The sequence below is a fragment of the Actinoplanes sp. NPDC024001 genome, from assembly GCF_040638955.1.
In the GTDB taxonomy this organism is placed as follows: domain Bacteria; phylum Actinomycetota; class Actinomycetes; order Mycobacteriales; family Micromonosporaceae; genus Actinoplanes.
This window is the reverse complement of record NZ_JBEZZB010000040.1, coordinates 1-17660: the sequence shown is the minus strand read 5'-3', so window position 1 is coordinate 17660 and position 17660 is coordinate 1. Positions and strand designations below refer to the sequence as shown.

The window sequence follows — 17660 nt, the reverse complement described above, 5'->3', positions numbered from 1 at the left end:
CTCGCGTTGATCGATGAAGGGTCCGGGCGAAGACTTCGACGCATGTTCATCACCCGCGACCACGCGCTCGACTCCGACCGGGACCTGCGTGACCACCTGGAGATCGTCGACGCTCTGTACCGCTTCGGCCTGGGCCAGGATCTCGCCGACCGCGCCCTGTTCGCCTCCTCGTTCGCGCCCGGCGCCGAACTCGACTTCCGCCCCGCCGCCCGCCGCTGGGGCGGCACCCCACCCCTGATGACCGGCCGCGACGCGATCGTCGACACCATCCTCGACGGTTTCGCCGGCCGGGTGATCACCACCCACCAGGTCACCAACCCGCGCACCGCGATCACCGGCGACACGGCGAGCCTGACGGCGCTGGTGGAGGCGCAACACGTGCTCGTCGCCGACCCGGGCACGCACGCCCTCCTGAAGAACCGCTACGCCGTGAGACTCGTCCGGGACGGCGGGCGCTGGCTGATGACCCACGTCCACATCGAGAACGTCTGGCTGACGGGTGACCCGGTCGCCATCTTCGGCGCGGCGCAACCGGTCCGGTGACGCGATCGCAGGCCGCGGGCCGCACGGTGAGGTGTGGCCCGCGGCGTCAGCCGGTCACTTCCAGGTCATGTCGACCTGGCGCTCGAAGGTGACATATCCGGCCCGCGCGAAGGCGGCCGCCATCGGCACGTTGCCGACGTCGGTGGCGGCGCGGACCCGCGGCACGCCCTGCGCCGCGAGCACCCCGGTGCCGGCTGCCAGCAGATCATCGACGTAGCCGTGCCCGCGGTGCGCGGGCACCACCCCGATATACGCGATGATCGGGTGGTAGCCGTTGTGCGCCGGGATCACGAAACCCACCGGCTCCCCGTCCGGCAGGGTCGCGACCCGCCACCACTCGTGCGGGCTGGCGTAGCGTTCCAGCTCGTCACGGTACTGCTCCTCGGCCGCCTGCCGGGCGATCGTCCGGGCCAGGTCGGCGCGGCTGTGCGCGTCGAGGGTGCCGTCGAGGACCTGCGTCATCAGGCCGATCAGCTCGCCGGCGTCGCGCGGCTCGCGGAAGACGAGCCGGTCACCCGGCTCGCGCAGCGGCGTGCCGGGCCGCCACTCCAGGCGCAGCCGTTCCACGAACAGCCGGGCACCGGTCTTCTCCAGCGCCGTCAGCCAGGCCGGGGCGGCGTCACGCCAGTCCGGCTGCAGATAACGCGTGTAGTCCGGCGGCGTCGCACCGGCGGGCAGGGCGGCCCGCAGCAGCCGCACCCCGTCGTCGGGATCCCGGACGTCGAAGACGTCCATCACCTGCGGCTCCGCGTCACCGGGCCTCGACCACCAGCCGGCGCGGGCCGTCACCCGGCCGCCCCGCAGGGCGACCCACAGCCATTCCGGCCGGCGGCGCCCGGCGGTCAGGTCACCCTTGATCTCGGCATCAAGAACGTACGAGAACTCGGCGTTGAACAGGTCGACTTCGTCAGGCCCGCTGATCGGGCGAAGGGTCAGATCCTGGTCGTGCAGCGTCAAGGCGAACTCCATCGTGGATGCGCCCCGCCCGGGAGGACGTGAGCGCGGTGTGCGTGCGATACATGGCTCAGCTCCTCCTTTCTCGTAGGTCCGGCCGCCAGTTCTATCCGCCCGCCCCAGACCTCGCAACGCATTAATCCGGCCACCCGGTCGGCGGCGGCGGGACCCGGACGGCCCCGCCGTGACGCGGCGCGCGATCAGGTGGCGGTTGCGGCCAGGGTGGGCGGGACCGCGGCACGGCGCGGGCGGCGCGAGATCAGGAACAGGCCGGTGGCCGCGGTGAGCACCGTCATCAGGACCGACGACGCCACCGGTGAGAACAGCACGTCGCCGTGGCCCGGGAAGCTGACGTATCCCTCCACCAGCAACGGCGTGACGATCGCGTTGCTCATGCTGTGCATGAGCACACCCGGCCAGATCGAGCCGGTCCGCACCCGCATCTCCCCGTAGAGCAGCGCCGCGGCCATCAGGCCGGCGAAGAGCAGCACCAGGAACAGCGGCATCGACAGGGAGGTGACCAGCCGCATGTCCGCCTCGGACGTCCACACCAGGTAGAGCGGCAGGTGCCAGGCCGCCCACACCGCGCCCACCAGCAGGTGCGGGGTGGCGGCGCCGCGCAGGCCCAGCGCCATCGCGGTGCGGGTGCCGTAACCGCGGAACGTGAACTCCTCGATCGGGTTCTTGATCAGCTGGACCGCGAAGACGGTGAGGAAGGCCGTGAGGAACGCAGCCGCGTCGCCGGACAGGGTGGCCGCGCCCGCGACCAGGCCCAATCCGAGGAGGACCGCGGCGGCCAGCGGGTAGAAGAGCGCGGCGAAGCCGAACCACCTCGTACGGTGGGCGAATCTCAGGGTGAGGCCCAGCGGCCCGGCGCCGTCGCGGGAGAGGAAGTAGAGCAGGAGGCCGGCGACTGCCGGGCCGAGGATGAAGAGCAACTGGCCGAGGGTGCCGTCGCTGGTGCTGAAGGCGACCTCGTTGGCGGCGGCCTCGCCGCCGGCCCGGTCGAGGGCGACGCCGGCCCAGCCGGCGCCGACGGCGGCGATCGTGAAGAGCAGGAAGTTGATCCGGGTGGTCGTCATGGCGATGGCGATCCTCCTGGGAGGGCGCTGAGCGCGGCGAGGGATTCGTCGGCCCAGGCGATCGTTGATCGGCTGTGGTGGATGCCGGCCCGGAGGGTGGTGCGGATGTAGGGCCAGTCGGGGGTGTCCCCCTCCTCGGCCTCCAGCCGGGCGAGCAGTGCCTCGTACTCGGTCAGCCGGCCCTCGGCGGCGGCACGGGCCTGTTGCAGCAGGTCACGGCAGCGGTCGGGGCCGAGGGTGCGGCCGAAGAACAGGCGCAGCATGAGCCCGTCGCGAGCGGGCACCTTCCGCGCCGGTTCGCTGAGCAACTCGATGAGACGCGCGGTTCCGGACTCGGTGATCACGAATTCCGACGACCGGGCGCGGGCGCCACCACGGCGCCGCACGTGCCCCTCCTCCTCGAGGGCGTGCAGCGTGGGATAGATCTGCCCGAAGCTCTCGCTCCAGAAGTGGCCGAGCACGTCACGGATGGTTTCGCGCAACGCGTAGGCCGTCATCGGCTCGATGCTGAGCGCACCGAGGACCGCCATCTGGGTCTGACTGGATCGGGCCATGATCTATCACCTCTTTGTATCTGCCAGATATTTCTAACAGATACAAGCAAGCGAGTCACGGCGTCAGGGCGGCGACCAGGTCGGCGTCGCCGGAGAGCATCGCGGCGCGCTGGGCGGGGTCACGAGAGCCGGTGTGGACGGCCCACCGGCCATCGGGGCGACGCTCAGGGGCCGGTCCAGCTCGAGCATGTCCCGACCCTACGGCGGGCGGCGACGGGGTCGATCACGCACGCCGCCCTGTGCGAGCATGTCGCGAACGCTCACCCGGAGGTCTCTCGATGCCACGCCAGTTCGCCGTCCTGATCGCCCTGTTCGTCGGCGGCCTCGGTGGGATTCTCACCCACAGCGCCCTGGACAGCGCCGGCCTGCCGGACCTGGCCCGCAACATCATCGCCGGGATCGTCTTCGCCCTCGGCCTCTGGATCGCGCCGGTGCTGGTCGGGCGGGCCGACCTGGCGCACGTCCTGGTGATCGCGGTGGGTTCGCTGGCCTCGCTGGTCTCGGTGGTCAACGACGGCGTGCGCGGCCTGATCGTGGTGGTGATCGCGGCCGCGCTCGGCGCCCTGGCGGTCTGGGCCCGCCGTTTCGTCGACCCGGACCGTGAGCAGACGGTCCGCCGCCTCAACTGAACAACGCGCGCCCCCAGTAATCGTCCGGGCCGGACAGGCCCGGCGGGCAGGCGAACAGCGCGCTGGACACGTGCCGGATGTACTCGTTCAGCTCGTCGCGGCCGGAAAGGCTGCGCTGCACCGGGATGAAACCGGTACGCGGGTCCCGCTGATAGGCGATGAAGAACAGCCCCGCGTTGAGCCGCCCCAGCCCGTCCGACCCGTCGACGAAGTTGTAGCCGCGCCGCAGCATCCGGGCGCCGTTGTTGGTGTCCGGGTGCGCGAGCCGCACGTGCGCGACCGGCGCGAGCAGCGGCTCACCGTCGGCGCCGACCGAGGTGAAGTCCACGTCGTCGAACTCGTCCTGCCGGCCGAGCGGCGCGCCGCTGCCCTTGGCCCGGCCGACGATCATCTCCTGCTCGGCGAGCGGTGACCGGTCCCACGTCTCCACCAGCATCCGGATCTTGCGGGTGACCAGGTAGGACCCGCCGGTCATCCAGTCCGGGCCGTCGCCGGGCTGCACCCACAGGTGCTCGCGCAGCAGGTCGGTCTCCTCGGCCTTGAGGTTGCGGGTGCCGTCCTTGAACCCGAACAGGTTGCGCGGGGTGGCCTGCCCGGTGCTGGTCGACGAGGTGCGCCCGAAGCCGAGCTGCGACCACCGGACGCTGACCACGCCCATCCCGATGCGGGCCAGGTTGCGGATCGCGTGCACCGCCACCTGCGGGTCGTTGGCGCAGGCCTGGATGCCGATGTCACCGTCGGACAGCGCCGCGTCGAGGGTGTCGCCGGTGAACCTGGGCAGCGGGGCCAGGGCGGCCGGCTGCCGGGAGGCGAGGCCGAAACGGCGGAACAGTGCGGGCCCGAAACCGATGGTGAGGGTGAGCGCGGACGCCGGCAGGCCGATCGCCTCACCGGTGTCGTCGGGCGGCGCCTCGGGAATGCCGGCCACCGCGCCGATCTCACCGGCGTCGTGGCCCCGCGTCATCCGGGCGGCGGCCGCCGTCCACTCCTTGAGCAGCCGCACCAGGCGGTCGCGGTCCTTGGTGATGACGTCGAAGGCGACGAAGTGCAGCCGGTCCTGGGCCGGGGTGACGATGCCGGCCTGGTGCTCGCCGGTGAAGGCGACCGCGCCGGTGACCGGGTCCGGCTCGGCCGACGGCGCGCGGCGGGCGACCAGGGCGGCCGTGCCGGCGACCCCGGCGGCCCCCGCCCCGGCGAGGGCGAGGGCGCTGCGGCGGGACAGGGCAGCCATGCTCAGGCCTTCTTGGCGACCACGGCGGCCACCTGGCTGATCGGCTCGGCGAGAGCGTTGATCGCGTCCGACAGCTCCTTCAGGTCGGCCTGGGACAGCTCGGTGTGCAGCTTCCAGCCGTCGCCGGCCCGGTGCTTGGCGAGGGTGGCGTCGACGTTGGCGAACTGCGCGTCGACGGTCTTCACCAGCTCGGGGTCGCGCTCCTCCAGGACCGGCCGCAGTGCCGCGATCGCCGCCTTGGAGCCGTCGATGTTGGCGTTGAAGTCCCACAGGTCGGTGTGCGAGTAGCGGTCCTCCTCGCCGGTGATCTTGCCGCTGGCCACCTCGTCGAGCAGAGCCTTGGCGCCGTTGGCGAGCTGCAGCGGGGAGAGCTTCTCGGCGTTGGCCTTCTGCACGACCTCCTTGACGTCGGCCATCAGCTGGTCGGCGATCGGGCCGGACTTGGAGACGTCACCGGCGATCCAGAGGTCCTTCTCGATGCGGTGGAAGCCGCCGAAGGTCAGGCCCTCCTCGGTGACCTCCTCGCGGCCGTCGATGCGCGGGTCCAGGTCGCCGAAGATCTCGGCGACCGGCTCGATCCGCTCCCAGTAGGTGCGCGAGATCGGGAACAGCGCCTTGGCCTTCGGGATGTCGCCGGCCTTCACCGCGGCGACGAACTCGGCGGTCCGCTCCTCCAGGGCGGCGGTCTGGCTCTTCACGTAGCGCGAGTAGCTGGCGGTGGCGGCCAGCAGCGCGGCGTCGTCGGTGAGCGGGGCCGCCGAGCCGGAGACGGTGAGCGGGCCCCGGATCCCCTTGCCGATCATGCCGGGTTTGCAGGCCGTCTCGTACTGGCCGGCGGGCAGCTCGACGTGCAGGTTGCGGGACAGACCCGGGGCGATGTTCTCCACCTCGGCCATCACCCGGTCGCCGGGCGCGTACACGTAGAACTCGGTGACCTTGTTCCCCTTGTTGGTGACGGCGAAGACGCTGGTGCCGGCGTCCAGGGTGGTGCGGGCCACCTCGCAGGTGCTGTCGGTGGCCTGGACCGCGATCGGGCCGCCCGCCGCGGTGGTCTCCGGCTCGCCGGCGCCGCACCCGGCGAGCAGGGCGGCGGACGTCAGAACGGCCAGGGGACGGAAGGTGCGCACGAAATTCTCCTAGGACTGCGTTACGGGGGCCGGCTTGCGCCCGGCGGGGCGCAGGAACAGGAAGAGCACGGGTACGGCGTACGCACACCAGGCGGCGACCTCGAGGACGCTGGCCGTGGGGGTGACGTTGAACATGCCGGTGAGCAGAGCCGTGTACCAGGCGGACGGGTCGAGCACGCCGCTCGCGTCGTAGGCCAGGGTGTTGAGGCCTGGCAGAACCCCGGCCTCCTGGAGGTCGTGCACGCCGTATTTGGCGATGCCGGCGGCGACCAGGACGAGCAGCGCCCCGGTGACGGTGAAGAAGACGGTCAGGTTGATCCGGACCGCGGTGGCGTACATCAGCCAGCCGATCGCGACCGCGGTGAGGATGCCGCCGATCAGCGCGTAGAGCGGGCCGCCGTCGATCTCGGCGCCCTGGGCCGCGGAGTAGAAGATCAGCGACGTCTCCAGGCCCTCGCGGACCACCGCGAGGAAGGCCATCACGGCGACCGCGATCCCGCCGAGCCGCAGGGCGTCGCTGAGCCGGCCGCGCAGGTCACCGGCGATGGACCGGGAGGCCCGGCGCATCCAGAAGATCATCCACGTGACGAACGCCACGGCCAGCAGCGAGGTGATCGCCTCGAAGAGCTCGCGCTGCTCGTACTCACGCAGCAGCGTGGTCGAGGTGAAGTTGAGCAGCCAGCCGAACAGCACGGACAGGGCGACGGCCAGGCCGACCCCGAGCCAGACCTGCGGGAGCCGGTCACGGCGCTCGGAACGGACCAGGAAGGCGATCAGGATGCTGACCACCAGGGTGGCCTCGAGGCCTTCGCGCAGGCCGATGAGGTAGGTGGCTAGCATGATCTCCTTCCCGATCTTCTACACGCTGTAGATGATGCGCCCCCAGATTAGGGATGCCTTACCTAAGGTGTCCAGTGGGAGACTGAACCGGTGCTCGATCACTTCATCTGGGAGGTGGTGGTCTGCCCGGCGGTGATCGCCGTCGCGGCCCGCTACCTCGCCGACCGCCTGCGGCCCGCGGCCGCGCTCACCTTCCTGGTCACCGCGATCGCCGCGGCCGCGGCCGGCTGCCTGGTCACCCTCACGGCGTTCACCCTCAAGGCGGCAGCCGAGCTGCCGGCCACCGGCGCCCTGCTGCACTTCTCCGACCGGTACGTCCGAGCCGACACCGCCGCCGCGCCCTGGGTGTCCTGGCTCTCCGTGGCGATGCTGGCCGCCGCCCTCGCCGCCATGGCGGTGACCTGGCGCCGCCACCGCCACGACGTCCGCTTCGCCCGCCGCTACGCGACCCTGCCCGCCACCGACGGCCTGGTCCTGCTCGACGACGACCGCCCCGAGGCCTTCGCGGTCCCGGGCGACGGCGGCCGGATCGTGGTCACCACCGGCATGCGCGCCGCCCTCGACGACACCCAGTACGCGGCGCTGCTCGCCCACGAACGCGCCCACCTGGCCGGCCGCCACCACCGGCTGGTGCTGATCGCCCGGCTCGCCGCCGCCGTCCACCCGGCCTTCCGCTGGCTCACCCGGCGCATCGACTACCTGGTGGAACGCGCCGCCGACGAGCGCGCCGCGGCCGAGTTGGACAACCGCCGGGCGGTGGCCCGCGCGATCGGCACCGCGGCCCTGGTCTCGGTCGGCGCGACCGGCCTGCGGATGGCCCCGTCCGGCCCCGACCTGCGGCGCGCCGGCGCCGTCCCGCGCCGGGTCGCCTCCCTGCTCAGCCCGCTGCGCGCCCGGTCACCGCTGCCGCTGGCGATCCCGCTCGCGGCCGGCCTGTTCTCGCTGGCCTGGACCGCCGAGTGCGTCTACGACCTCGGCGAGCTGCTGGCGGCCGCGCACCTCTAGTCGCCGAGCAGGCGGCGCAGCAGGTCCTCGTCGCCCGGCTCCAGGGTGTCGACGAACCGGCGCAGCACGGTCGCCCGGTCGGTGCCGGTGTCGAGCAGGGCGGTCATCCGCTCGGCGGTGACCGAGGCGCTGTCGGTGAGCGGCGCGTAGCGGAAGGCGCGGCCCTCCCGGTGGCGGGCCGCCATGCCCTTCTCGTGCATGCGGGTCAGGATCGTGACCACCGTGCTGTAGGACAGCGGCAGCCGCAGCCGGTCGAGCACCTCTCGCGGGGTGAGCGGCCCGGCCGCCCGGACCAGGACGCCGAGGATCTCGGACTCGAGTTCACCGGCGCGTCGCCGGGCTGCTGGTTCGTCGGGCGGCACGAGCGGCAGCTTACCGGTCAGCCCGCGGCGGCACGATCGATCACCTCGCCGACGCCCGGCGCGAAATCGATGCCGGGGCGGAACAGCCCGTGCCGGGTGAACCACAGCTGAAGCTCGAGTTCGGCGCCGCCGCGGTGCCGGGCCAGCACGATCACCGCGTCGTCGGTGCTGGGCGTCACCGGCAGGCGGGAGCCCTCCCCGGCGTTGCCGCGCACCAGCGCCACGCACCGGTGCTCGCCGAGCCGCTGCGCCACCCGGCCGGCCGGGTCGGGGCCCGGACCGGCGACGAGGGGCCGCCGGTCCGGCACGACGTGCAGCTCGCCGGCGTCGTCGAGGAGCACCCACAGCGACTCGACGCCGCCGAACGGGGTCCACCGCAACGGGGTCTCGCGCAGCATCACCAGCGCCACCCGGGCGAAGTCGCGCCGCACCTCGGCCGGATGCCCGGCCAGGCCGGCGGCGACCTGCGCGGGCTGCACCGCGAGCCGGGCCCAGACCAGCGCCGGCCGCGGCAGCGGCAGGCGGGCGCCGATCTCGGCGAGTTCCTTGCGGGCCTGCTCGTCGCGGCGGATCAGGTCGGCGATGCGGGCCTGCCACCCGTCCAGCTCGGCGGCGAGGACCGCGTCGCGGTCCTCCGGCGCCGCCAGCTCCAGGGCGATGGCGGTGCCGTCGAGCCGCACTCCCGGCAGCAGCTCGCCGTACTCGGACCGCGCCGCCGGCCAGGCCGGGGTGCCGACGGCGGCGACCAGCTCGGCGGCGCGGATCCGGGCGGCCAGGTCTTCATCCATGGACGCCATCCTGGCGCACCGGTGAACGCCGAAAGCGACGGACCGGCCGAACCGGCCACAGACATTGTTATTGATCACTGAATTTGGCAGTGTGCCCAGGAGATGCCGACAGTGACGGTCGCCGATGGCCGCCGCGCTGCGGTGGTTCTTCGGGAGGGGGGTCCGATGACCCGGCGGCGACGGCAGATATTCATCGGCACACTGATCGGGGCCTTGGTGGCCACCACCGGGGTGGTGGGGGTTCACCTGGCCGGGGCCGCGGCGCCCGCACCCGCCGCGGCGAGCGGCGGCGAGATGCCCAGCGCACTCGGCGGCCACCTCGCGGCGATGCGGCAGGCCGGGCCCAACCACGGCGTGCTGGACAGCCCGGGCGCGCTCGGCCTCGGCGAGTTCGACGAGCGGGCCTATCCGGCGCAGAGCATCAAGGTCGCCCAGGTTGACCAGTCTCGGACAGCGTTCAGCTCGGCCGACAAGCGCACCGCCCCGCAGGGCCGGATCCGGCAGAACCGCTGGACGAACGTCGGGCCCAGCGAGGCGCTGTACCCGTTCACCGAGTTCCGCAACGCGTTCAACTACGTGCCGAACGAGTACGTGGCGGGTGGCCGCACCACCTCGATCGCGGTGAGCCACAGCTGCCGTCCCGGGTTCTGCCGGGCCTACATCACCCCGGCCGGCGGCGGCGTCTGGGCCACCCTCGACATCCTCGCCGCCAAGCCGAAGTGGGCCTACCTCGGCGGGCCGCTGGGCATCAACGCGGCCGGCTCGGTCACCATCGACCGCAACGACCCGACCGGGCTGACCATCTACGTCGGCACCGGCGAGGCCAACATCTGCGCCTCCGGCTGCGTCGCCGGCGTCGGGCTCTACCGGTCCACCAACGGCGGCCTGACCTGGCAGGGCCCGCTCGGCAAGAAGGAGCTGGGCGGCAAGGGTCTCGGTGAGATCGTGATCGAGCCCGGCAACCCCAAGACGCTGTACGTGGCGACGACCACCGCCCTGCGCGGCATGTCGAGTGTCTGCTGCAGCGGCATCACCCGCCCGGTTCCCGACGCGGCGAAGTGGGGCCTCTACAAGTCCACCGACACCGGCAAGACGTGGAAGTTCATCCACAACGGCTCGGCCGACCCGGCGCAGTGCACCGGCAGCACCGAGGAGTGGACCAACAACTCGACCTGCTCGCCGCGCGGTGTGCGCCACATCGAGCTCGACCCCAGCAACAGCAAGATCGTGTACGCGTCGTCGTACGCCCGGGGCATCTGGCGCTCGCCGGACGCCGGCGCCACCTGGACGCAGATCAAGCCGTCGCTGGCGCCGACCGTGTTCCAGACCCGGGCCGCCTTCGACGTGACCAAGCTGCCCAACGGCAAGACCCGGATGTACGTCTACGAGGGCAACATCGGCACGCCGTACTCCCGGCTGCTGCGCAGCGACGACGTGGCCACCGGCACGCCCGCGTTCGCCGACCTGACCAGCGCGAACGTCGCCGACCCGGGTTACGCCACCTACAACCAGTGCGGCACCCAGTGCTGGTACGACATGTTCGTGCACACCCCCGACGGGCATCCCGACATGGTCTACACCGGCGGGTCGTACGTCTACGGCGAGACCATCGCCAACAAGCGGGCCGTCGTGCTCTCCACCGACGCCGGGGTCTCCGGCACCGACATGACCTTCGACGGCACCGACGAGCTGCACCCGAACGGCCTGCACCCGGACCAGCACGACATCGTGGTGAACCCGCGCAACCCGTTCCAGTTCTTCGAGGCCAACGACGGCGGCGTGTCCCGCTCCAGCGGCGAGTTCGTCGACCGCTCCGACTGGTGCGACGACCCGCGGCGGGCGCTGAACGCCGCGCAGCTCGCACGCTGCCAGCAGATGCTCTCGCGCATCCCCTCGCGGCTCGACGACATCAACGACGGCCTGTCCACGCTGCAGTTCATGAGCCTGTCGGTCAGCCCGCACGACGTGAACCTGCTGCAGGGCGGCACCCAGGACAACGGCACCTGGGAGAACAAGGGCGAGCGGCGGCGCTGGCTGAACACGATCATCGGTGACGGTGGGCAGTCCGGGTGGGACGTGGCCCGGCCGGAGTTCCGGTTCCACACGTACACCGGCGTCCAGATCGAGGTGAACTTCAACAACGGCGACACCGGCAGCTGGATCTACGTCGGCGAGCCGATCGACGCGCAGCCGAACACCCAGTTCTACGCGCCGGTGATCAGCGACCCGCGGGTGAGCGGCACGATGTTCGCCGGGACCTCGGTCAGCGTGTACCGGACCAAGACCTTCGGTCTTGGCGACCGCACGCTCGCCGAGGCCAACGAGATCTGCAACACCTGGACCGGTACGTTCGACGAGCAGTGCGGTGACTGGGCGCAGCTCGGTCCGACCGCGCTGACCGACGTCCTCTGGGGCGACAAGGCCGGCGGCGCGGTCGCCGCGATCGAGCGGTCCGCCGCCGACACCTCGACCGCCTGGGCGGCCACCACCACCGGGCGGGTGTTCGTCTCCCGCAACGTGGACGCCGAACCGGCCTCCGCGGTGCAGTGGACCCGCATCGACGACGACCGGCAGCTGCCGAACCGGTTCGTCAGCAGCATCTACCCCGACCCGAAGAACCCGGCGCGGGCGTGGATCTCGTACAGCGGCTTCAACTCGAACACCCCGGCCACACCCGGGCACGCGTTCGAGGTGACCCTCGCCGCCAGCGGGGCGTCGACCTGGAGCGACCGGTCGTACAACCTGGGTGACCAGCCGCTGACCGACCTGGTCCGCGACGACGTCACCGGCGACCTGTACGCGGCCACCGACTTCGGTGTGCTGCGCCTGCCGAGCGGCACCCGGGCCTGGGTGCGCGCGGCGGGCGGGATGCCCAACGTCGAGGTCACCGGCCTGACGATCGTGCCGGGTAAACGCATCCTGTACGCGGCCTCACACGGGTTGAGTGCCTGGAAGCTGGACCTGCGCAAGTAGATGAGGACGCAGTGGCGCACCCTCGGTGCGGTGTTCGTACTGCTGGTGTTCGTGCCACCACTGCTCCTGCTGGTGTCGGGGTCGCTGACCGAGCCTGGTCAGCCACCCCCACCGACCCCGCGGCTGGTGCCCGATCCGGTCACCACCGCGGGGTACGAGCAGGCCTGGTCGCTCGGCGGCCTCGGCCGGGCCACGCTCAACTCGGTGGTGGTGGCCGTGCTCGCGGTGCCGCTGAGTGTGCTGGTCGCCGCGTGGGCCGGGTTCGCCCTGGCCCGCTCGTCGCGGCGGCTGGTCACCGTGGTGGTGGCGGCGTCCCTGCTGGCCCTGATGGCGCCGGCCACCGCCCTGCTGCTCCCCCGGTTCGTCATCTTCCGGTACCTGGGCCTGACCGACACCCTGGTCCCGCTGATCGCGCCGGCCCTGCTCGGCGCCTCCCCGCTCTACGTGCTCGTCTACTACCTGGCGTTCCGCGCCCTGCCCGCCGACCTGTACGACACCTGCCGGCTGTCCGACCTGACCCCCGTGCAGACCTGGTGGCGGTTCGCCCTGCCGGTGGTGCGCCCGGTGACGGCCGCCCTCACCGCGCTGAGCTTCATCCTCACCTGGTCGAACTTCCTCGATCCCCTCGTCTACCTCTACGACCGTGACCTGTTCACGCTGCCGCTGGCGCTGCGGTCGCTGTCGGTGCTGGACCCGACCAACTTCCCGGTCTTCCTGGCCGGCGCGGTGGTGGCCACGCTGCCACCGGTGATCGTCTTCGTGCTGGCCCAGCGATGGTTCCTCCGCCCCGACTCGTTCAGGAGTTGAGATTGCGACGTTTCACTGCCCTCCTGCTGTGCGCCGTGCTGGCCGCCTGCGGTTCCCCCGGCACCGACGAGAACGACAAGCCGGTGCAGCTGCTGGTGTTCGGCGCCCCGGAGGAGCTGGAGGCCTACCGCACACTGGTCGGCTCCTATTCCAAACCGGTGCAGCTCGTCGAGGCCAGCGACCGGGAGGACCTGCTCACCAAGCTCTCCACCTCGATCGCCGGCGGTTCCCCGCCGGACCTGTTCCTGATGAACTACCGCTTCTACGGCCAGTTCGCGGTGAAGGACGCGATCGAGCCGCTCGACGAGCGGATCGCCGCGTCCGGCGCCATCGACCCGGCCGACTACTACCCGGTCGCGATGGACGCCTTCAAGTGGCAGGGCAAGCAGCTGTGCCTGCCGCAGAACGTCTCCAGCCTGGCCGTCTACTACAACCGCACCCTCTTCGAGAAGTACGGCGTCGCGCTGCCGAAGACCGGCTGGACCTGGAACGACCTGCTCACCACGGCCGCCGCGATGACCCGCGACGCGAACGGCGGGGTGATCCGGGCGGCGGAGACCGAGGGCGCCGCGGTGCGCCCGGCCGTGCACGGGCTCGGCATCGAACCGTCGATCATCCGGCTGGCGCCGTTCGTCTGGTCCCACGGCGCGGACATCGTCGACGACCCGGCCCGGCCGACCCGGCTCAACCTGGACACCCCGGCCGCCCGGGAGGCCCTGAAGAACCTGATCGACCTGCGCCTGGCGTACGGCGTGGTGCCCACCGACCAGGAGGTCGAGGCGGAGGACGACGAGTCCCGGTTCGTCAACGGCCGCCTGGCGATGGTGATGTCGTCGCGGCGCTCCACCACCACCTTCCGGTCGATCACCGGCTTCGAGTGGGACGTCGCGCCGCTGCCGGTCTACCAGAAGCCGGTCGGCGTGCTGCACTCGGACGCCTACTGCCTGACCCGCGGCAGCACCAACAAGGACAACGCGTGGAAGTTCCTGGAGTACGCGATCAGCGCCGAGGGCCAGAAGATCATCGCCGCGACCGGGCGGACCGTGCCGTCGCACATCGAGGTCTCCACCAGCCCGGCCTTCCTGGGCCCGGCACAGCCACCGCGCAGCGCCAAGGTCTTCCTGGACGCGATCCCCACCGTCCGGGCGCTGCCGACCGTGTCGACCTGGCCGGAGATCGAGGACGTAACCGGCGGCATCCTGGAGAACGCGTTCTATCGAGGTGACCGCCTGGACGACGTGATCCGGCAGCTCGACGAACAGACCCGGCCCCTGTTCGCACGGGCGGAACATCCGCGATGATCGTTGCATGACGGACGCCGGGCTGGTTCTGGAAGGGGTCTCGGCGGGTTATCGGGACGCGCGGGTGCTGCACCGGCTCGACCTGGAGGTGCACCGCGGCGAACTGCTCGTGGTGCTCGGCCCGTCCGGTGCGGGCAAGAGCACCCTGCTGCGGCTGGTCGCCGGGCTGCACCCGGTGGCCGAGGGCCGGGTGCTGATCCAGGGCCGCGACGTGACCACGCTGCGGCCGGGCCGGCGCAACGTGTCCATGGTGTTCCAGTCGTACGCTCTCTTCCCGCACCTGAGCGCGCTGGACAACATCACTTTCGGTCTGGAGGTCCGCGACGTCTCCCGGGCGCAGGCCCGGGAGCGGGCGCGGGCCGCCGCGGCCTCGGTGGGCTGCGCGCACCTGCTCGACCGGCGGCCGGGTCAGCTCTCCGGCGGTGAGCGGCAGCGGGTGGCGCTGGCCCGCGCGCTGGTCCGCGAGCCGGACCTGTTCCTGTTCGACGAGCCGCTGTCCAACCTCGATCCGGAGCTGCGGGTGGAGACCCGCGGCGAGCTGAAGGCGCTGCACGCCCGGCTCGGTGTGACCTCGGTGCACGTCACCCACGACCAGACCGAGGCGCTGGTGATGGCCGACCGGATCGCAGTGCTCCGCGACGGCCGCCTGGAACAGCTGGCGACCCCGGACGAGATCTGGCGCGAGCCGGCGACCGTCTTCGTGGCCCGGTTCATCGGGTCCCCCGCGATGAACCTGGTGCCCGCCGACGGGCCGATCGTGCCGCACGGCATGCCGTCGCCGCCGGCCTCCGGCCGTCTGCTCGGCTTCCGGCCGGAAGCGGTGCGGCTCACCGGCTCCGGCACGCCCGGCACGGTCGAGCGGGTCGACGTCGTCGGTGAGGATGCGTACGCGTACGTCAGGCTCGCCGATCATGTGCTGACCGCGCGCGTGCCCGCCGTGGGAAGGCCGCAGCCGGGGGAACCGGCCGGGGTCAGCGTCAGCTGGCCCGACGTGCATGTCTTCGACGCCGAGACCGGCCGGCGGGTGCCGTGAGAGACCGCAGCCAGCGGCAGCTGTGGCTGATGCTCGCGCCCTACCTGGTGGGCCTGGTCGTGCTGGTGCTGGGCCCGTTTCTGATCACCCTGGCGCTGGCGTTCACCGACTACGACCTGATCCGGCCGCCGGTGTGGGCCGGCACCGCCAACTTCAGCGAGCTGACCGGCGACCCGATCTTCCGGACCGCCCTGGTCAACTCGCTGGTCTTCGCCGCCGCCGCGGTCCCGTTGCGGCTGATGATCGCGCTGGGCCTGGCCCTGCTGCTGCACCGGCGTGCGCTGGCCGCCGGTCCGGCGCGCACCGCCGCGGTGCTGCCCGCCGCGGTCCCGGAGATCGCCTACGGCCTGCTCTGGCTGTGGCTGCTCAACCCGCTCTACGGCCCGATCAACCAGGTGCTGCGCCTCGGCGGCGAGAACGGCCTGACCGTCCTGGGCCGCACCCCGCCGCTGTGGCTGACCGACCCGACCGACGCGCGGGCCGCGATCGTGCTGATGAGCCTGTTCACCATCGGCGAGACGTTCATCATCCTGCTGGCCGCCCGCCGCGCCCTGCCCCACGACGTCTACGAGCTGGCCGCCCTGGAGGACGCCACCAGCTGGGACGTGCTGCGCCGGATCACCCTGCCGCTGATCGCCCCGGTGCTGGGCCTGCTGCTGATCCGCGACGTGATCCAGAGCCTGCACTTCTCGTTCGTGCCGGCCCTGGTGGTGACCGACGGCGGCCCGCCGCCCTACGCCACCACCTACATCCCGCTGTTCGCCTACCGCACCGCCTTCGAATACCTTCGGTACGGGTACGCCGCCGCGGCAACCCTCGTGATGCTGCTGCTCACGGTCGCAGCCGTCGCCGTGCAATGGCGACTGTTGCGGCGTTACACCCGTTTCCACGACAGGTGACACCGGGGATCCGGGAGGCCGTGCTCACCGTCCCATCCACATGCGCGCCCACCGACCCGGCCGCGTGGAAGGAGTGACGCCCATGCGACGCCCGCTCGCCCTGCTGCTGGCCGTCGCCGTCGTGGCGCCGGCGACCGGCTGCGGGTCCGATCCGCCGCCGGCCGGCGCACCCGCACCGACCGCCACACCCACCGGAGCGCCCTCCATGCCGCCGCCCACCGAGGCCACGCCACCGCCGTCCGATCCGCCGTCCGAACCGCCGGCCGATCCGCCGTCCGGCGAGGCCCCGCCGTCGCTGCCGCCGCCCAGCCGGGGCGCGCCGCCGTCGAGCCCGCTACCGCCGTCGTCCGGCGAGCTGCCCGGCGGCCTTCCGTTCGGCGAACGCAACCTGACCGGCGTCGTCGAACGCGCCGGCAACTGCACGATGCTGCGGGTCGGCAAGCGGCTGTGGGGCCTGACCGGCACCCCGGTCACCGCCCTGCAGCCCGGCGCGGAGGTGGCGGTCAGTGGTCAGGTGACCACCCCCGACCCGGCGTGTCCCGCCGAGGTCGCCCGGGGCCTGGTCGTCCACCGAGCCACCCCGGTCTGACCCGTTACCTTTCTCTCGTCGCGCCGCCCCTGGACCCGCTCTGCCGGCGGCCGCTCAGTCCGGTCCCGGCGTGAGGCCGTCCAGGACCACGCTCCGCCCGGCGTCGCTGTCGCTGGTGGGCGCACCGCACGCCGCGCAGCGCGTGGTGGCCGGGGTCGAGGCGCCCCGCTGGTGGAACGTCAGCGCAGCCGACACGGCGATCACCGCCACGATCGCCACCATGACCGCCGCCGTGGCCAGTGTCGTCCAGTCCGCGTTAGGTCCGCCGCCGTACAGGGCGACGGCGAGTTCCTCGGCCAGCGGGTGCAGCCACAGCATGCCGATCGGGCCGAGCAGCACCAGCAGCGCCCAAGCGCCGCGCAGGTCGTTGCGCGCGGCCAGCCCCACCGCGGCGAGGAGTGCCGCCAGCAGCAGCACCAGTCCGGCACCGGGCAGGACCCGCCCGGCGGGCCAGCCGTAATACGTGAAATCGTCGTGGCTCAGGGTCGCCGCCACGGGGAGAACCGCGGCGGCGCCGGCGAGGGGCAGCAGTCGTAGCCACAGGGACAGCCGGCCGGGAACGCCGAGCGCCACGAGCCCGAGGCAGGCCTGCGCGAGCAGCACGAACAGCGGCGGCCGATGATGACCGACGACAGCGGCGAGCGGCACGACCGCGACGGTGAGGACGAGCGCGAACCCGATGGCTCGGCGCGTCCACCGGCCGGGTGCCACCACGTGCGCCACCGCCGCGAGCAGCCAGGCCGCCCAGACACCGATTCCGAGCGAGACGGCCGTGCCGCGCTGCTCGAAGCCGGGCCACGCCGTCGTCGACAGGCTGAGCTCCAGCATGGTCCACCCGCCGGCGAGAGCCGTGGCGGTCGCCAATGCCAGAATCGCGGCCAGCCGCAGGCCCGCGCCGAGTCCGGTGGCGCCGGCCGCGCGCAGGCGCTGGCGCAGCCCGCCC

Annotated in this window: 18 protein-coding genes; 9 read left to right on the top strand and 9 right to left on the bottom strand. The window is 72.3% G+C overall.

What is annotated here, in order from left to right; all coding sequences use genetic code 11:
• Positions 1-42: 42 nt before the first annotated feature.
• Entirely contained in the window at positions 43-543 is a 501-nt protein-coding gene (locus AB0F81_RS17705) for a nuclear transport factor 2 family protein (RefSeq protein ID WP_360198208.1), read from the top strand.
• A 54-nt stretch (positions 544-597) separates the two neighbouring features.
• On the opposite strand, the gene AB0F81_RS17700 is transcribed toward AB0F81_RS17705, so the two are convergent.
• The 3 genes from AB0F81_RS17700 to AB0F81_RS17690 form a co-directional block, all read right to left on the bottom strand.
• Entirely contained in the window at positions 598-1512 is a 915-nt protein-coding gene (locus tag AB0F81_RS17700) for a GNAT family N-acetyltransferase (protein ID WP_360198205.1), read from the bottom strand.
• Between the two features lie 185 nt (positions 1513-1697).
• The gene (locus tag AB0F81_RS17695; RefSeq protein WP_360198202.1) at positions 1698-2579 is read right to left on the bottom strand and encodes a CPBP family intramembrane glutamic endopeptidase; all 882 of its coding nucleotides are present in this window, start codon (positions 2577-2579) and stop codon (positions 1698-1700) included.
• Positions 2576-3133 carry a PadR family transcriptional regulator gene (locus AB0F81_RS17690; protein ID WP_360198198.1) on the bottom strand — a complete coding sequence of 186 codons (558 nt, stop codon included), beginning with the start codon at positions 3131-3133 and terminating at the stop codon, positions 2576-2578. The genes AB0F81_RS17695 and AB0F81_RS17690 overlap by 4 nt, the downstream gene beginning before the upstream one ends.
• Positions 3134-3411: 278 nt before the next feature.
• Here AB0F81_RS17690 and AB0F81_RS17685 point away from each other — a divergent pair, with 278 nt between their 5' ends.
• Positions 3412-3762: a hypothetical protein gene (locus AB0F81_RS17685; RefSeq protein ID WP_360198195.1), complete on the top strand. Its 351-nt coding sequence runs from the start codon at positions 3412-3414 to the stop codon at positions 3760-3762.
• Here the strand turns inward: AB0F81_RS17685 and efeB are convergent.
• The 3 genes from efeB to efeU are packed head-to-tail and all read right to left on the bottom strand — an operon-like array spanning position 3755 to position 6960.
• Positions 3755-4993: an iron uptake transporter deferrochelatase/peroxidase subunit gene (gene efeB / locus AB0F81_RS17680; RefSeq protein WP_360198192.1), complete on the bottom strand. Its 1239-nt coding sequence runs from the start codon at positions 4991-4993 to the stop codon at positions 3755-3757. The two genes, AB0F81_RS17685 and efeB, sit on opposite strands and share 8 nt — an antisense overlap.
• 2 nt (positions 4994-4995) lie before the next feature.
• Positions 4996-6120, bottom strand: coding sequence for an iron uptake system protein EfeO (gene efeO / locus AB0F81_RS17675; protein WP_360198189.1), 1125 nt, complete (start codon positions 6118-6120; stop codon positions 4996-4998).
• Between the two features lie 9 nt (positions 6121-6129).
• Positions 6130-6960 carry an iron uptake transporter permease EfeU gene (gene efeU, locus AB0F81_RS17670; RefSeq protein ID WP_360198186.1) on the bottom strand — a complete coding sequence of 277 codons (831 nt, stop codon included), beginning with the start codon at positions 6958-6960 and terminating at the stop codon, positions 6130-6132.
• A 90-nt stretch (positions 6961-7050) separates the two neighbouring features.
• Here efeU and AB0F81_RS17665 point away from each other — a divergent pair, with 90 nt between their 5' ends.
• The gene (locus AB0F81_RS17665) at positions 7051-7965 is read left to right on the top strand and encodes a M56 family metallopeptidase (protein WP_360198183.1); all 915 of its coding nucleotides are present in this window, start codon (positions 7051-7053) and stop codon (positions 7963-7965) included.
• On the opposite strand, the gene AB0F81_RS17660 is transcribed toward AB0F81_RS17665, so the two are convergent.
• Entirely contained in the window at positions 7962-8327 is a 366-nt protein-coding gene (locus AB0F81_RS17660; RefSeq protein WP_360198180.1) for a BlaI/MecI/CopY family transcriptional regulator, read from the bottom strand. The two genes, AB0F81_RS17665 and AB0F81_RS17660, sit on opposite strands and share 4 nt — an antisense overlap.
• A 17-nt stretch (positions 8328-8344) precedes the next feature.
• The gene (locus AB0F81_RS17655) at positions 8345-9115 is read right to left on the bottom strand and encodes a hypothetical protein (protein ID WP_360198177.1); all 771 of its coding nucleotides are present in this window, start codon (positions 9113-9115) and stop codon (positions 8345-8347) included.
• Between the two features lie 165 nt (positions 9116-9280).
• On the opposite strand from AB0F81_RS17655, the gene AB0F81_RS17650 reads away from it, so the two are divergent.
• The 6 genes from AB0F81_RS17650 to AB0F81_RS17625 all read left to right on the top strand — a co-directional run bounded on the left by AB0F81_RS17650 (position 9281) and on the right by AB0F81_RS17625 (position 16717).
• On the top strand, positions 9281-12088 hold the full coding sequence (locus AB0F81_RS17650; protein WP_360198174.1) for an exo-alpha-sialidase: 2808 nt from the start codon (positions 9281-9283) through the stop codon (positions 12086-12088).
• The gene (locus AB0F81_RS17645; RefSeq protein ID WP_360198171.1) at positions 12089-12895 is read left to right on the top strand and encodes a carbohydrate ABC transporter permease; all 807 of its coding nucleotides are present in this window, start codon (positions 12089-12091) and stop codon (positions 12893-12895) included.
• A gap of 2 nt (positions 12896-12897) precedes the next feature.
• Positions 12898-14196 (top strand): sugar ABC transporter substrate-binding protein, encoded by a 1299-nt coding sequence (locus AB0F81_RS17640; RefSeq protein WP_360198168.1) that lies wholly within the window; start codon positions 12898-12900, stop codon positions 14194-14196.
• Positions 14197-14203: 7 nt separating this feature from the next.
• Positions 14204-15229, top strand: a complete 1026-nt coding sequence (locus tag AB0F81_RS17635; protein WP_360198165.1) for an ABC transporter ATP-binding protein — start codon at positions 14204-14206, stop codon at positions 15227-15229.
• A gap of 29 nt (positions 15230-15258) precedes the next feature.
• Positions 15259-16128, top strand: a complete 870-nt coding sequence (locus AB0F81_RS17630; RefSeq protein ID WP_360198348.1) for a sugar ABC transporter permease — start codon at positions 15259-15261, stop codon at positions 16126-16128.
• A gap of 82 nt (positions 16129-16210) precedes the next feature.
• Positions 16211-16717: a hypothetical protein gene (locus AB0F81_RS17625; protein WP_360198162.1), complete on the top strand. Its 507-nt coding sequence runs from the start codon at positions 16211-16213 to the stop codon at positions 16715-16717.
• A gap of 54 nt (positions 16718-16771) precedes the next feature.
• On the opposite strand, the gene AB0F81_RS17620 is transcribed toward AB0F81_RS17625, so the two are convergent.
• A partial coding sequence (locus tag AB0F81_RS17620) for a hypothetical protein (protein WP_360198159.1) occupies positions 16772-17660 on the bottom strand: 889 nt, incomplete at its 5' end.